Consider the following 14,647-nt stretch of genomic DNA (forward strand, 5'->3'; position numbering starts at 1 on the left):
TGGCCAAACGGAGGGGGCGCGTGGGTCTGGTCGGGCCGGCGATTCGTGCCGGTGGTGCGGTCGCCGGTGGAGCGGTCGCCGGTGGTGCGGTCAGAGGTCGCGCAGCGCGCAGGTCAGCCGGCAGCTGGTGATCCGGCGCCCGGTGTCGTCGGTGATCGCGATCTCGTAGGTGGCCGCGGTGCGGCCCTTGAAGACGGCGGTGGCCACGCCGGTGACCAGCCCGGAGGTGGCCGAGCGGTGGTGGGTCACGTTGAGGTCCACGCCCACCGCGTACCGGCCGGGGCCCGCGTGCAGCATCGCCGCTATCGACCCGAGCGTCTCGGCCAGCGCCGCCGAGGCGCCGCCGTGCAGCAGGCCGTAGGGCTGCTGGTTGCCCTCGACCGGCATGGTGCCGACCACCCGGTCACCGGAGGCCTCCACCACCCGGATGCCCATCTTGTCGCCGAGGGTGCCCCCGGAGAAGGTGCTGGGCTCCACGCCGAGCTTGGCGAAGTGGTCCAGCACGTCCTGCGGCACGTCCAGCACCAGGGGGGCCTGGGCGACGGTTTCGGTGGGGGGCTGCTCGGTCATCGGTCATCTCTCCTGGTCGCCGGTGATCTGATCTTCGGTCGTGATCTTCGGTCGTGATCGCCTTTCGTGATCGTACGACCGGGACCGTCCGATGTGGGCGCTGGCCCGCCCGCGAGCGGGCGGTGTTGCCGGTTCGGGTTGTCGGTGCGGCGCCCTAGGATCGAGGGCGGTAGTTGCTGGATCGGCTAGGAACGGACGTTGACGTGGCGCAGCGGAGTGCGGGGCAGAGCGCGGGCAGTACGGGCGGGGCGGCCGGGGCGCGGCCCCGGCTGATGCTGCTCGACGGCCATTCCCTGGCGTACCGAGCGTTCTACGCCCTGCCGGTGGAGAACTTCAACACCACCACCGGGCAGCCGACCAACGCGGTCTACGGCTTCGCCTCGATGGTCGCCAACACGGTGCGCGACGAGGCCCCCACCCACCTCGCGGTCGCCTTCGACGTGTCGCGCAAGACCTTCCGCTCCGAGGAGTTCCCGGACTACAAGGCCAACCGGGCCAAGACCCCCGACGAGTTCCGCAGCCAGGTCGGCCTGATCGGCGAGCTGCTGGACGCGATGAAGGTGCCCCGGATGTCGCTGGAGGGCTTCGAGGCCGACGACATCATCGCCACCCTGGCCACCGCCGCCGAGGCGGCCGGCTTCGAGGTGCTGATCGTCACCGGCGACCGCGACGCACTGCAACTGGTCACCGAGCACACCACCGTGCTCTACCCCACCAAGGGTGTCTCCGAGCTGACCCGCTACACCCCCGAGAAGGTCGCCGAGAAGTACGGCGTGACGCCCAGCCAGTACCCGGACCTGGCGGCGCTGCGCGGCGACCCGTCGGACAACCTCCCCGGCATCCCCGGCGTCGGCGAGAAGACCGCCGCCAAGTGGGTCAACCAGTTCGGCTCCTTCGACGAGCTGGTGGCCAGGGCCGACGAGGTCAAGGGCAAGATCGGCGAGAAGCTGCGCGAGCACCTCGACTCGGTCAAGCGCAACCGGGTGCTCACCGAGCTGGTGCGGGACGTCGAACTGCCGCTCGGGGTGGCCGATCTGGGCCGTGAGCCGTTCGACCGGGAGGCCGTCGGGCAGCTGATGGAGTCCCTGGAGTTCCGCAACCCCAACTTCCGCGAGCGGGTCTTCGCGCTGGACGTGGGCGCCGTCTCGGAGACGGCCGCCGCCGAGACCGCGCCGGGTGTGGAGGTCGCGGGCGAGCTGCTGACCGAGCCTGGCGCGCTGGCCGGCTGGCTGGCTGATCACGCCGCCGGGCCCGCCCCGGTCGCGCTGGCCGCCGTCTACCAGTGGGCGCTGGGCAGCGGTTCGGTCCAGGAGGTGGCGCTGGCCACCGCCGAGAGTGCCGCCTGGTTCGACCCCGCCCAGCTGACCGAGGCCGACGAGCGGGCCTTCGCCGGCTGGCTGGCCGATGCCGCGCGCCCCAAGGCGCTGCACATCGCCAAGCAGGTGATCCGGGCCTTCGCCGAACAGGGCTGGCAGATCGAGGGCGTGGCCGCCGACACCGCGCTCGCCGCCTACCTGGAGAAGCCGGGCCGGCGCACCTTCACCCTGGAGGTGCTCGCCGAGGAGTACCTGGGCCGTTCGCTGGCGCCCGTCGAGGCCGCCGAGAGCGGTCAGCTCGCCTTCGACGCCCCCGAGGACGACCCGACGGCAGGCGCCCAGGCGCTGATGGTCCAGGCCCGCACCGTGCTCGACCTGGCCGAGCTCTTCGAGGGCCGGCTGGCCGAGCACGGCGCGGTCGAGCTGATCCGCGACATGGAGCTGCCGATCGCCGCGCTGCTGGCCCGGATGGAGCGCACCGGCATCGCCGCCGACCGCGCATGGCTGCAGTCGCTGGAGAGCCAGTTCGCCGCCGAGATCCAGCGGGTGGTGGAGGAGGCGCACCGCGCCGCCGGGCGGGAGTTCAACCTCGGCTCGCCCAAGCAGCTCCAGGAGATCCTCTTCAACGAGCTGGGCCTGCCCAAGACCAAGAAGATCAAGACCGGCTACACCACCGACGCCGACGCGCTGACCTGGCTGGCCGCCCAGACCGAGAACGAGCTGCCGGTCATCCTGCTGCGCCACCGCGACCAGGCCAAGCTGCGCACCACGGTCGAGGGCCTGCTCAAGACGGTCTCGCCGCAGGGCCGGATCCACACCACCTTCAACCAGATGGTCGCCGCCACCGGCCGGCTCTCCTCGCAGGACCCGAACCTGCAGAACATCCCGGTCCGCACCGAGGAGGGCCGCCTGATCCGGCGCGCCTTCATGGTCGGCGACGGGTACGAGTCGCTGCTGACCGCCGACTACTCGCAGATCGAGCTGCGGATCATGGCCCACCTCTCCGAGGACGAGGCGCTGATCGAGGCCTTCGCCACCGGCGAGGACCTGCACACCACGGTCGCCTCCTCGGTCTTCAGCGTGGCGCCCGCCCAGGTGGACGCCGAGATGCGCCGCAAGATCAAGGCGATGTCCTACGGTCTGGCCTACGGGCTCTCCGCCTTCGGGCTCTCCCAGCAGCTCGGCATCAAGCCGGCCGAGGCGCAGGGCCTGATGGACACCTACTTCGAGCGCTTCGGCGGGATCCGCGAGTACCTGCACCGGGTGGTCGAGGAGGCCCGCGCGACCGGGTACACCGAGACCCTGCTCGGCCGCCGCCGCTACCTGCCGGACCTGACCAGCGACAACCGCCAGCGCCGCGAGATGGCCGAGCGGATGGCCCTCAACGCCCCCGTGCAGGGCTCGGCCGCCGACATCGTGAAGATCGCGATGCTCCGGGTGGACGCGGCGCTGACCGAGGCGAAGCTCAGCTCCCGGATGCTGCTCCAGGTGCACGACGAAATCGTCCTGGAGCTGGCCCCGGGCGAGCGCGAGCCCGTCGAGGCGATCGTCCGCGAGCAGATGGCCGGCGCCTACGACCTGCGCGCCCCGCTGGACGTCTCGGTCGGCGTCGGGCCCGACTGGGAGGCGGCGGCGCACTGATGGTCGGGCCGCCGGGCTCCGTGCGGGGTCCGGCGGCCGGCTGCGATCAGTACGGCAGCAGGCCGGTGGTGTCCAGGACGAAACCGAAGGGCGCCGGGATGTGGACGGATTCCCCGAAGACGGCGTCCTCCCGGAGCCGGTAGCGGTCGTTCTCGGGTTCGCTGAGCAGCGTCACGGTCTTCTGCCCGGGATCGACGATCAGGTAGGCGGGGATCCCCATCTGGGGATAGTCCCGGACCTTTCCCTCCCAGTCGTTCTCCGGGTTCGAGGGCGAGACGATCTCGACGGCGATCAGGGCGAGTTCGGCGGGAATCCTGTTCTCCGTGGTCGCCATCGCGTCCTCGGGGAGGTAGGTCAGGTCCGGGTTGCGTAGCTTGCCGACCGCGGGCGACGACAGATCGGAGTTCCCGGTCGCCAGGTAGCCCTCGGGTGCGTGCGCCTCGAACTGGCGCTGGATCAGGGCGAGGTTGCGCTGGTGGATACCCGACGGCGAGGCCTGCATGATGATCACCTCGCCGGAGAACTCGACCTTGATGTTCTTCGGCGCGATCCTTCGGGCTTGCTCGATCAGGTCGAGGTGGTGCGCGTACATCTGTCCTCCAGGGCCGACTCGCCCCAGCGTAGACGGCCGACTCATGGCCCGGGGTCACTCGCGGGGGCTCGCGTGCCGGCCCGGTCCGCCCGCTAGGATCCGCTCCTGATCTTGGTGGACCTATACGAGGGCGGGGCAGGCGTCCGAGAACGAGCAGCAGCAGCCGAGCGACGAGGGCAGCGGAGCGATGCGCGCCCTGCTCGGACGGCTCGGCGAGCGCCGGGGCGGCGCGCTCGCGGTCGCGGCGGGGGTGCTGGTGCTGGCCGGCGGCGCCACCTGGCTCGCGGCGGGCGGGGGCTCCACGGCCCGGGCCCACTCGGCGCCGGTTCCGGCGGCGAGCAGCGCTGCGCCGTCGGCCAGCGACAGCCCGACGCCGTCCGCCTCGCCGACCCCGAGCTCGCCCCCGCCATCGGCCACGCCGCCCGCGACCAGCGCCGCGCCCACCCGTACCGAGCCGCCCGCCACCACGGCCGCGCCCAAGCCGCGCAGCACGGCACGGGCGACCGCCAAGCCGGCCCAGCCCTCGGCTCAGCCGCGCTCGACGGACCCGCACGACATCCCACCGGTGCCTTGCGGAACATCCTGCGTCGTCGGTACCCCACCGGGACCGGCGCCCTGCCCGCCGCACAGCATCAATCAGTACCCGCCCTGTGACCCGGTCCAGAGCGGCATCCCACTGCCCCTGCCGACCGCGCCGCTGCCCATCCAGTACCCCCCGATCCCCTGACGCCCCGTCACTTCCTCGGGTTCGCCCGCCGGGTGGGCTCCGCCGTCGTCGGGTCCTCGGGCCACGGATGCCGCGGGTAGCGGCCGCGCAGGTCGGCGCGGACGGCGCGGTAGCCCTCGCGCCAGAAGGTGGCCAGGTCGCCGGTGACGGCGGCGGGGCGGCCGGCGGGGGAGAGCAGGTGGATGGTGAGCGGGATCCGGCCGCCGGCCAGGGCCGGGGCGGACGCCCAGCCGAAGAGTTCCTGGAGTTTGACGGCGAGCACCGGGCGCTCGGTGGAGTAGTCCACCCGGATCCGCGAGCCGGTCGGGACGGTGATCCGCTCGGGGGCCAGCTCGTCCAGCCGGCCGGCCTCGCCGGTGGCCCAGGGCAGCAGGCGCTGCAGCGCCGAGCCGACGTCGAGGCGCTCCAGGTCGGCGCGCCGCCGGGCCCGGGAGAGTTCCGGTTCCAGCCAGTCGTCGGCTGCCGCGAGCAGGGCCTGGTCGCTGACGTCCGGCCAGGGCGCGCCGAGCGCCTGGTGCAGGAAGGCCAGCCGCGCGCGCAGCGAGCTCGCGCCCTCCGGCCAGCGCAGCAGTTCGCTGACGCCCTCGCGGGCCAGGCCGTCCAGCAGCGCGGCCCGCACCAGCGCCGGGTCGGGGCGGGCGAGTTGGGCGGCGTCCAGTTCGAGCGCGCCCAGCGCGGTGAGCCGACGGGCCGTCAGTTCGCCGCGCCGGCTGCCGGGTGGCACGGCCCAGTACACCTCGTCGCGTTCGGTGAGCAGGTGCGCGGCGGCGCTGCGCGCGGTGCTCTCGTCGATCGGCACCGCCCGCTGGATGCGTGCCGAGGCGGCGCCGGCGGGCCGGTCGGCGACCGCGATGGCCAGCCAGGGTGCGCCGCTCAGCGGCGATCCCGGCGCGGTCTCGGCGGCGGTGCCGGAGGCCATCAGGAAGGCGCCGCTGCGGGCCCGGGCCACCCGCTCGGGGTGGGCCAGCGCGACCAGCAGGCCGGCGGCGGCCGCGTCCGGCAGCTCGCGGTCGCCTGCGGTCACCTGGGCCCGCAGGCGCCGGACCTCCTGCCGCCAGCGGGCCGCGTACGGCGTGCTTGCGTCCCGCACCGCACGCCACACCGCTGACAGGTCGTCACCCAGCTCGCGCGGGGGTTCCTCGGAGAGCAGCGCGACGATCTCGGCCGCGCGCCGGGCGCCCACCGCCGACGCACCGTCGAGCAACGCACGTGCCAGCCGCGGGTGCAGGCCGGTGCGGGCGAACCGGCGGCCGCGCTCGGTCGCGCGCCCGTCCGGTGTCACCGCCCCGAGCGCGAGCAGCGTCTGCCGGGCGGCCGCCATCGCCCCGGCCGGTGGCGGATCGGGCAGCGCGAGCCCGCCGGCGTCGGGGTCGCCCCAGCAGGCGGCCTGCAGGGCGAAGCCGGTCAGGTCGGCCAGGGCGATCTCGGGGGTCGGGAAGCGCGGTGCGCGGGCGTCCGCCACCTCGGCCCAGCAGCGGTAGACCGTCCCCGGTGCCTCGCGCCCTGCTCGGCCCGCCCGTTGCCGGCCGGCCGCCAGCGAGGCCCGCACGGTGACCAGGCTGCCCAGCCCGCGCGCGTGGTCGGTGCGCGGCTCGCGGGCCAGCCCGCTGTCCACCACGATCCGCACGCCCGGCACGGTCAGCGAGGACTCGGCGACCGAGGTGGCCAGGATGACCCGCCGCCGCGCACCGACCGCGAGCGCCGCGTCCTGCACGGCCGCCGGAGCCTGCCCGTGCAGTTGGAGGACGTCGACGCCGGGCAGCGCGCCGAGTTGCCCGGCCACCCGGGCGATCTCGCCCACGCCCGGCAGGAAGCAGAGCAGGTCACCGCCGCGCTCGGCCAGCGCCCGGCGCACCACGGCCGCGACGTGCTCCAGCAGCGCGGGGTCGGTGCGGGTGCCGTGCGGCGGGCGGACGGCGCGCGGCGGGGGCGCCCACACCACCTCGACCGGGTGGGCGATCCCGTGTGCCGCCACCACCGGTGCGTCGCCCAGGAGTTCGGCCCAGGCCGCGGTGTCCGAGGTGGCCGAGGCGACCAGCACCGCCAGCTCGGGCCGCAGCGTCTCGCGGACGTCCAGCAGGAAGGCGAGCGCGGTGTCCGCGTCCAGGTGCCGCTCGTGGCACTCGTCCAGCAGCACCAGGTCCACGCCGGGCAGCTCCGGATCGCGCTGCAGCCGCTGCAGCAGCACCCCGGTGGTGACCACCTCGACCACCGTCTGCGGCCCCACCACCCGCTCCCCACGCACCGTGTGCCCCACTCGCCCGCCCGGCTTCTCGCCCAGCAGCCAGGCCATCCGGCGCGAGGCCGCCCGCACCGCGAGCCGCCGCGGCTCGGCCACCAGCACCCGGCGCACGGGCGCGCCGGCGTCCAGCAGGCCGGCCAACGCGAGCGGCACCAGCGTCGTCTTCCCGGTGCCGGGCGGGGCCGAAAGCACGGCCACCGCGCGTTCGTCGAGGGCGGCGGTCAGCGCGGGCAGCGCGGTGCGGACGGGCAGGTCGAGAGTCACGAGGCCAAGTATCCAGACCGCCCGGAGACTCAGCCCCGCCCGCAGACGAAGATCGCCGTCCCCGGGATGTGCCGGCCGCGCAGCGGGCTCCAGCCGCCCCACTCCTGCTCCAGCTCGGCCGGCCACTCCGGCTCCACCAGGTCGAGCAGGGTGAACCCGGCCGCCACCAGCTCGCGCACCCGGTCGCCCAGCGTGCGGTGGTGCTCCACGTAGCTGGCCCGCCCCTGCTCGTCCTGCTCGACGTAGGGCGTGCGGTCGAAGTAGGAGGCGGTCGCGGTCAGTCCGGCCGCCCCCGGTTCGTCGGGGAACGCCCAGCGGATCGGGTGGGTGACCGAGAAGACCCACCGCCCGCCGGGCCGCAGCACGCGGTGCACCTCGCGCATCAGCGCCGCGGTGTCCGCGCTGAACGGCACCGCCCCGTAGGCCGAGCAGGCCAGGTCGAAGGAGCCGTCCGCGAACGGCAGCACCGCGGCGTCCGCCTGCACCAGGGCGATCGGCTCGTCGCCCCGGGAGAGGTCGATCCGCCGCGAGTGCTGCAACTGCCGGTGCGAGATGTCGAGTGCCACGGGGCGGGCACCCTGCGCGCGCAGCCAGCGCGAGCACTGTGCCGCGCCCGCGCCGATCTCCAGCACCTCGCGGCCGGCCACCTCGCCGAGCAACTCGGCCTGCGCCTCGTCCAGCCCCTCGGGGCACCAGGTGAAGCGGTCGTCGCCGAGGAACGCCCCGTGCTCGTCCTGGTACTCGTCGGCGTTGCGGTCCCACCAGTGCCGGCTGGCCCGGCTGCTCTCCTCGGGCGCGGCCTGGCGGCGCAGCGCGACGTCGTCATCTTCCGGGCCGCTGTCCGGGCCCCCCTCCGGCTCCGCACCCCAGGTGCCAGGGGTGGTGTCAAGAGTCATGATGCGCCTCGCGTAGGGTAGGGGTTGCGGAAAGCGCCGCTGCTTGGCACCGGCCCCTCGGGGACGGGATCAGGCGGTGGCATCCGGGGAGCCGGGCCCCTGTCGGCTGCCACTCCCCACGTCGGCCGGCAGGTCGCGTGAGGTGCGCAGTTGGAGGATATGGCCTGATCCATACCAGCCTGGACGGTCTCGTCGCCTTCGGCGTTGACCGTGTCCGGCTGTCCCCGTATGCTACAAGTTGCGCTGCGGGCCTGTGCGCCTCGGACGGAGCAGGTCGCGCTCGCATCTGTCGAAGACCCCACGGTCGCAAGACGGACACCTCCTGGAATCTGGGAATGGTGGGCCGTGCTCTTGGCTGTCCGGCTTTCGGTGGTAGCGAACCGGGCCCCCGCGTGGCATTACCTACGACTTCATGTCCGTACCGGAGCCCTTTTCCTAATGACGAGCCCCACCGACACCTCTGTCAGCACCACCCCGCAGGTTGCGGTCAACGACATCGGCGACGCGGAAGCATTCCTCGCGGCGATCGACGAGACCATCAAGTACTTCAACGATGGCGACATCGTTGAGGGCATCATCGTGAAGGTCGACCGTGACGAGGTGCTCCTCGACATCGGTTACAAGACCGAGGGTGTCATCCCCTCCCGCGAGCTCTCGATCAAGCACGACGTTGACCCGCACGAGGTCGTCAAGGTCGGCGACGAGATCGAGGCCCTGGTTCTCCAGAAGGAGGACAAGGAGGGTCGTCTGATCCTGTCCAAGAAGCGCGCACAGTACGAGCGCGCCTGGGGCACGATCGAGAAGATCAAGGAAGAGGACGGGATCGTCACCGGTACCGTCATCGAGGTCGTCAAGGGTGGTCTCATCCTCGACATCGGCCTCCGTGGCTTCCTCCCGGCGTCGCTGGTCGAGATGCGCCGCGTGCGCGACCTGCAGCCCTACGTGGGCAAGGAGCTCGAGGCCAAGATCATCGAGCTGGACAAGAACCGCAACAACGTGGTCCTGTCCCGCCGTGCCTGGCTGGAGCAGACCCAGAGCGAGGTCCGCCAGACCTTCCTCACCACCCTGCAGAAGGGTCAGGTGCGCTCCGGCGTCGTCTCCTCGATCGTCAACTTCGGTGCCTTCGTGGACCTGGGTGGCGTCGACGGTCTCGTTCACGTCTCCGAGCTGTCCTGGAAGCACATCGACCACCCGTCCGAGGTTGTCGAGGTCGGCCAGGAGGTCACCGTCGAGGTTCTCGACGTGGACATGGACCGCGAGCGCGTCTCCCTGTCGCTGAAGGCGACCCAGGAGGACCCGTGGCAGCAGTTCGCGCGGACGCACCAGATCGGTCAGGTCGTCCCCGGTAAGGTCACCAAGCTGGTTCCGTTCGGTGCGTTCGTCCGCGTGGACGAGGGCATCGAGGGTCTGGTCCACATCTCCGAGCTGGCCGAGCGCCACGTGGAGATCCCGGAGCAGGTCGTCCAGGTCGGCGACGAGATCTTCGTCAAGGTCATCGACATCGACCTCGAGCGTCGTCGCATCAGCCTCTCGCTGAAGCAGGCCAACGAGTCGCTCGGTGCCGACCCGGCCTCGGTCGAGTTCGACCCGACCCTGTACGGCATGGCCGCCTCGTACGACGACCAGGGCAACTACATCTACCCGGAGGGCTTCGACCCCGAGGCGAACGACTGGCTGCCCGGCTACGAGAAGCAGCGTGAGGAGTGGGAGCGCCAGTACGCCGAGGCGCAGACCCGCTTCGAGCAGCACCAGGCCCAGGTCATCAAGAGCCGCGAGGCCGACGCCGAGGCCGCTGCCGAGGGTGGCGACGCGGTTGCCGCCGCCGCCGGTGGCAACTACTCCTCCTCCAGCGACGAGGGCGCCGGCGCCCTCGCCTCGGACGAGGCGCTGGCCGCCCTGCGCGAGAAGCTGGCCGGCGGCCAGAGCTGATCGCACAGCGCGACTCCGCGTGAGTTGAACTGAGTGGGCCCCCACCCGGGGTTACCGGGTGGGGGCCCACTGTCATGTTCTGTCCGGGTTCCCCCGGTGGTGTCGCTTTGGTGTGATAAGGCGCTCATCGCGATCTTATGAGTGTTTTAGGGCGGAACACCTAGCGTTGGATGAGTTGCCCGTCTGGGCCACCTCGCCCCGCACGCTAGGCCTTCCGCTTGATGCGCCTTTCCGCTGCTCCACCCTCATCGTCGGCTGCCGCTCCCGGCAAGCTCGCCGCGCTCGGCCGGTTCTGCCATCGTCACCGGCGTTGGGTGCTCGCCTTCTGGGTTGCCGTGCTCGCGCTCGGGGTGCTGATCGGCGGCCGGGTCTTCGAGGGGTCGGTCACCAACACCTCCTCCGGCGGCTACGAGTCGGTTCAGGGGACCAACCTGGTCGCCGCCGCCGATCCGTCCTCCGGGACGGTCACCGCCGTGATCGCCGGGCAGCCGGTGGACACCCCGGCGGTGCGCGACGCGGTGACCGTCGCCGCGCAGGACCTGGCCAAGCTGCCCGGCGTGCTCTCGGTCTCCGATGCCTACCAGAGCGGGCAGCAGGCGCTGCGCTCCGCCGACGGTGCGTCCAGCCTGGTCAACGTGCGGATGACTGCGGACGCCGGCTCCGCGCAGCAGCAGGCGGTCAGCCAGCGGCTCGCGGCCGTGCAGGCGCCCGGCACGCACGTCACGATCGGCGGCGACCTGGTGCTCCAGCACGAGGTCAAGGCACAGACCCAGTCCGACACCAAGTTCGGCGAGATCGTCACCCTGCCGCTCACCTTGATCGTGATGGTGCTGGTCTTCGGCGGCCTCGCCGCGGCCAGCCTGCCGGTGATCGGCGCGGTCGCCTCGGTCGGTGGGGCGCTGCTGGCGATGTTCGGTTTCAGCCAGATCATGAGCATCGACACCACCGTGCTGCCGATCGCCACCGTGCTGGGCCTGGGCCTGTCGATCGACTACGCGCTGCTGATGGTCAACCGGTTCCGGGAGGAACGCGGGCGCGGCGCCGAGATCGCCGCCGCCGTCGAGCGGACGGCTGCGACGGCCGGGCGCACCGTCGCCTTCTCCGGACTGACCGTGGCGGTCGCGCTCAGCGGGCTCTTCGTCTTCACCAGTCCGGTCTTCCGGGCGGTGGCCGCCGCCGGGGTCAGCGTGGTGGTGATCGCGGTACTCGCCGCGCTCACCCTGATCCCCGCGCTGCTGGGCTTCGCCGGGCACCGGATCAAGCCGCCCAAGCACGCCGAACCCGACGAGGGCTTCTTCGCTCGGACGGTGCGCCGGGTGCAGCGCCGCGCGGTGCCGGTCGCGCTGGTCTGCGTCACGCTGCTGACCCTGGCCGGCGCGCCGTTCCTGCACGCCGACATGCGCTCCACCGGCGCCGCCGTGCTGCCCACCAGTTCGGCCGGCCGTCAGGTCTCGGACACCATCGCGCAGCAGTTCCCGCAGCTGGCGCCTGCACCGGTGACGGTGGTGGTGCACGGCGCCGAGCAGGCGGTCGCCCACTACGCCGACGACGTGGTGGCCAAGCTGCCCGGGGTCGCCGGGGTGCGCGCGGTGCAGTCGGTCGGCCCGGACCTGAGCACCGTCGACGTGCTGGTGCACGGCGACCCGCAGGGCGGCACGGCCAAGCAGGTGGTGGACGAGCTGCGCGCGGATCGGGGCGGGCTGACCACCTACGTCACCGGGGACGCGGCGAGCGTGGTCGACTTCCAGCACGAGCTGGCCAGTCGCGGGCCGTGGGCGCTGGGGCTGGTCGCGATCGGCACCCTGGTGCTGCTCTTCCTGATGACCGGCTCGGTGGTGATGCCGATCAAGGCGCTGCTGATGAACCTGCTCTCGCTGGGCTGCTCGCTGGGCGCGCTGACCATGGTCTTCCAGCACGGCTGGTTCAGCGGGCTGCTCGGGTTCGCCCCGACCGGGGGCCTGGAGACCTTCATCCCGGTGCTCGTCTTCGCCTTCGCCTTCGGTCTCTCGATGGACTACGAGGTCTTCCTGCTGGCCCGGATCAAGGAGCTGCGGGACCAGGGCTACGACTGCAAGCAGTCCGTGCAACTGGGGTTGCAGCGCAGCGGGCGGATCATCACCTCGGCGGCGCTGCTGATGGTGATCGTCTTCGCCGGGTTCGCGGCCGGGCAGATGCTGATGGTCAAGGAGATGGGCATCGCGTTGGCGGTGGCGGTGGCGGTGGACGCCACCGTGGTCCGGTGCCTGCTGGTGCCGGCCATGATGTCGCTCTTCGGTGAGTTCAACTGGTGGGCGCCCGCGCCGCTGCGCAAGCTCTACGCCCGGTTCGGGCTGCGCGAGCACGTGGCGCTGCCGCCGCTGGAGGTGGCCGCCGGCGCCTCGGTGCCCGGCCCGCGCAGCCCCGAACCGGAGCCCGTCGAGGTGGAGCTCGTCGAACCGGAGCTCACTCGCCGTTGACGCAGGCGTTGCCGAAGCCGGAGTTGAGCGCGCCGCCGAGGTTGGCGGAGTCGCAGGCGGCGGCGGCGCCTGCGCCGGTCAGGATCAGGCCGCAGAGGGCGACGGTGAGCAGCAGCGAGTTGCGCAGGGAGATCACGCGAGGGTCCTTAGGGGTGGACGGGACAGTGCGTCCTGCTAACGCGTGTCGGGGTGCAAAGGTGACTGTGGGTCAGCTGATCCGCCGCAGGAGGTCGACGGCCTGGGCGAGAGTGAGCCGCTCCGCCTCGGTCAGCTCGCGCTCGATCGCCTCGGCCAGTTGGTTCTCCCGGCGCCGGCGCTGGTCCTGAAGGGTGGCCCGGCCCGCCTCGGTGGCGGTCAGCACGAGCTTGCGCCCGTCGGTGGGGTGGCGTTCCTGGCGGATCAGGCCGGCCTGGAGCAGCAGCGTGACGGTGCGGGCCATCGACTGGTGGCGCACCCGCTGGCGGTCGGCCAGCTCGGCGGTGGTGTGCGGGCCCTCGCGGACCAGCCAGCCGAGCGCGCCGGCCTGGTTCTGCGGCAGCGCCGACTCCTGCCGAACGTGGCGGACCAGCTCGCCGAGGGTGGCTCGCAGGTCGGCGGCCAGCTGGAGCGAGGCGGGGGCAGGGGGCGGCGCACTGGTCATGGACCCAGTCTAACGAAAATATGCACAGCAGAACTGCACAGCACTGCTGTACAGTTCTGCTCATGAAGCTGACCAAGTTCGGACATGCGTGCGTCCGCATCGAGCAGAACGACACCACTCTCGTCATCGACCCGGGTCTGTTCACCGAACCCGAGGCGGTCGAGGGTGCCGACGCGCTGCTGATCACCCACGAGCACTTCGACCACTTCACCGAGGACCAGGTCCGCGCCGCCCTGGCCGCCAACCCCGGCCTGCGGATCTGGACCAACCGCGCGGTCGCCGACCAGCTGGCCGGCCTCGGCGCCGCCGTCACCGTGGTCGGCGCCGGGGACGCGTTCGACGTCGGCGGGATCGACGTCTCGGTGCACGGCGAGTGGCATGCCGTCATCCACCCCGACCTTCCGCAGGTGGGGAACATCGGGTTCCGGCTGGCCGGCGGGCTGCTCTTCCACCCCGGGGACGCGCTGACCGTGCCCGAGCACCCGGTGCGGACCCTGCTGCTGCCGATGGCCGGCCCGTGGAACAAGGTCGGCGAGCTGATCGACTACGTGCGCGAGGTCAAGCCGGAGCGGGTGCTGGGCATCCACGACGCGGTGCTCAGCGAGATCGGTCGCAGCATCGGCGAGCGCTTCCTGGGCGAGCACGGGCCCGGGACCGGGGCGCCGTACTCCTTCCTGCAGCCCGGCACGGGCCTGGAACTGGGCGCTGTGTAGTCTGCCGCCATGCGGAAGATCGGACTCACCGGTGGCATCGGGGCGGGCAAGAGCGCGGTGGCGGACCTGCTGGTCTCCTACGGCGCGGTGCTGATCGACTCCGACCTGATCGCCCGTGAGGTGGTCGCCCCCGGCACGCCCGGACTGGCGGCGGTGGTCGCGGAGTTCGGTCCCGGCGTGCTCGGCGCGGACGGCGCGCTGGATCGGCCCGCGCTCGGCGCGATCGTCTTCGGCGACCCCGAGCGGCTGGCGGCGCTGAACGCGATCGTCCACCCACTGGTCCGGGAGCGCTCGGCGCAGCTGGAGGCGGCCGCCGCGCCCGATGCCATCGTGGTCCACGACGTGCCGCTGCTCGCCGAGAACGGGCTGCGGCCGCTCTTCGACCAGGTGATCGTGGTCGACGCCGACCAGGAGGTCCGGCTGGACCGCCTGGTCCGGCTGCGCGGGATGGCCGAATCGGAGGCCCGGGCCCGGATGGCCGCCCAGGCCAGTCGCGAGCAGCGGCTGGCGGTGGCCGACCTGGTGGTGGAGAACAACGGTTCGCCGGCCGAGCTGGCCGAGCGGGTCAAGGCCCTGTGGGAGCGGCTCAGTTCGACGGCTGGATGAGGTCCCAGCGGTTGCCGCAGGGATCATGGCGGCAGCCTAGGGCCACGGGGCGGCA

General features: G+C 72.5%; 12 protein-coding genes. 5 read left to right on the forward strand and 7 right to left on the reverse strand.

Annotated features, from left to right (window positions below):
* Positions 1-90: 90 nt before the first annotated feature.
* Positions 91-570: a hotdog fold thioesterase gene (locus P3T41_RS01610; protein WP_280687091.1), complete on the reverse strand. Its 480-nt coding sequence runs from the start codon at positions 568-570 to the stop codon at positions 91-93.
* Positions 571-773: 203 nt separating this feature from the next.
* Here P3T41_RS01610 and polA point away from each other — a divergent pair, with 203 nt between their 5' ends.
* Positions 774-3,527 (forward strand): DNA polymerase I, encoded by a 2,754-nt coding sequence (polA, locus tag P3T41_RS01615; protein WP_280687092.1) that lies wholly within the window; start codon positions 774-776, stop codon positions 3,525-3,527.
* 46 nt (positions 3,528-3,573) lie between these two features.
* Here the strand turns inward: polA and P3T41_RS01620 are convergent, their stop codons facing one another.
* The 4 genes from P3T41_RS01620 to P3T41_RS01635 all read right to left on the reverse strand — a co-directional run bounded on the left by P3T41_RS01620 (position 3,574) and on the right by P3T41_RS01635 (position 8,248).
* Positions 3,574-4,119 (reverse strand): Uma2 family endonuclease, encoded by a 546-nt coding sequence (locus tag P3T41_RS01620; RefSeq protein WP_280687093.1) that lies wholly within the window; start codon positions 4,117-4,119, stop codon positions 3,574-3,576.
* 120 nt (positions 4,120-4,239) lie between these two features.
* Positions 4,240-4,629, reverse strand: coding sequence for a hypothetical protein (locus tag P3T41_RS01625; RefSeq protein ID WP_280687094.1), 390 nt, complete (start codon positions 4,627-4,629; stop codon positions 4,240-4,242).
* Between the two features lie 224 nt (positions 4,630-4,853).
* Positions 4,854-7,352: an ATP-dependent helicase HrpB gene (hrpB, locus tag P3T41_RS01630; protein ID WP_280687095.1), complete on the reverse strand. Its 2,499-nt coding sequence runs from the start codon at positions 7,350-7,352 to the stop codon at positions 4,854-4,856.
* Positions 7,353-7,381: 29 nt separating this feature from the next.
* Complete coding sequence (locus P3T41_RS01635; protein ID WP_280687096.1) at positions 7,382-8,248, reverse strand: class I SAM-dependent methyltransferase; 867 nt, start codon at positions 8,246-8,248, stop codon at positions 7,382-7,384.
* 438 nt (positions 8,249-8,686) lie between these two features.
* On the opposite strand from P3T41_RS01635, the gene rpsA reads away from it, so the two are divergent.
* Complete coding sequence (rpsA, locus tag P3T41_RS01640) at positions 8,687-10,177, forward strand: 30S ribosomal protein S1 (protein ID WP_280687097.1); 1,491 nt, start codon at positions 8,687-8,689, stop codon at positions 10,175-10,177.
* A gap of 314 nt (positions 10,178-10,491) precedes the next feature.
* A complete protein-coding gene (locus tag P3T41_RS01645; protein WP_280687098.1) occupies positions 10,492-12,633 on the forward strand; it encodes an MMPL family transporter in 2,142 nt (713 codons plus the stop codon).
* Here the strand turns inward: P3T41_RS01645 and P3T41_RS01650 are convergent.
* Entirely contained in the window at positions 12,620-12,769 is a 150-nt protein-coding gene (locus tag P3T41_RS01650) for a hypothetical protein (protein WP_280687099.1), read from the reverse strand. The genes P3T41_RS01645 and P3T41_RS01650 overlap by 14 nt on opposite strands.
* 72 nt (positions 12,770-12,841) lie before the next feature.
* Positions 12,842-13,273: a MarR family transcriptional regulator gene (locus P3T41_RS01655; RefSeq protein WP_280687100.1), complete on the reverse strand. Its 432-nt coding sequence runs from the start codon at positions 13,271-13,273 to the stop codon at positions 12,842-12,844.
* A gap of 62 nt (positions 13,274-13,335) precedes the next feature.
* Between P3T41_RS01655 and P3T41_RS01660 the strand changes: the two genes are divergently transcribed.
* Both P3T41_RS01660 and coaE read left to right on the forward strand, forming a co-directional pair.
* A complete protein-coding gene (locus P3T41_RS01660; RefSeq protein ID WP_280687101.1) occupies positions 13,336-13,986 on the forward strand; it encodes an MBL fold metallo-hydrolase in 651 nt (216 codons plus the stop codon).
* A gap of 9 nt (positions 13,987-13,995) precedes the next feature.
* The gene (gene coaE, locus P3T41_RS01665; RefSeq protein ID WP_280687102.1) at positions 13,996-14,592 is read left to right on the forward strand and encodes a dephospho-CoA kinase; all 597 of its coding nucleotides are present in this window, start codon (positions 13,996-13,998) and stop codon (positions 14,590-14,592) included.
* Positions 14,593-14,647 lie beyond the last annotated feature (55 nt).

The sequence above is a fragment of the Kitasatospora sp. GAS204B genome (genome assembly GCF_029892155.1).
In the GTDB taxonomy this organism is placed as follows: domain Bacteria; phylum Actinomycetota; class Actinomycetes; order Streptomycetales; family Streptomycetaceae; genus Kitasatospora.

What these genes read in the sequence shown, in the direction of transcription:
- P3T41_RS01610 (WP_280687091.1), bottom strand. Translation starts at nt 570, where the DNA reads ATGACCGAGCAGCCCCCCACCGAAACCGTCGCCCAGGCCCCCCTGGTG.
- P3T41_RS01620 (WP_280687093.1), bottom strand. Translation starts at nt 4,119, where the DNA reads ATGTACGCGCACCACCTCGACCTGATCGAGCAAGCCCGAAGGATCGCG.
- P3T41_RS01635 (WP_280687096.1), bottom strand. Translation starts at nt 8,248, where the DNA reads ATGACTCTTGACACCACCCCTGGCACCTGGGGTGCGGAGCCGGAGGGG.
- rpsA (WP_280687097.1), top strand. Translation starts at nt 8,687, where the DNA reads ATGACGAGCCCCACCGACACCTCTGTCAGCACCACCCCGCAGGTTGCG.
- P3T41_RS01655 (WP_280687100.1), bottom strand. Translation starts at nt 13,273, where the DNA reads ATGACCAGTGCGCCGCCCCCTGCCCCCGCCTCGCTCCAGCTGGCCGCC.
- P3T41_RS01660 (WP_280687101.1), top strand. Translation starts at nt 13,336, where the DNA reads ATGAAGCTGACCAAGTTCGGACATGCGTGCGTCCGCATCGAGCAGAAC.
- coaE (WP_280687102.1), top strand. Translation starts at nt 13,996, where the DNA reads ATGCGGAAGATCGGACTCACCGGTGGCATCGGGGCGGGCAAGAGCGCG.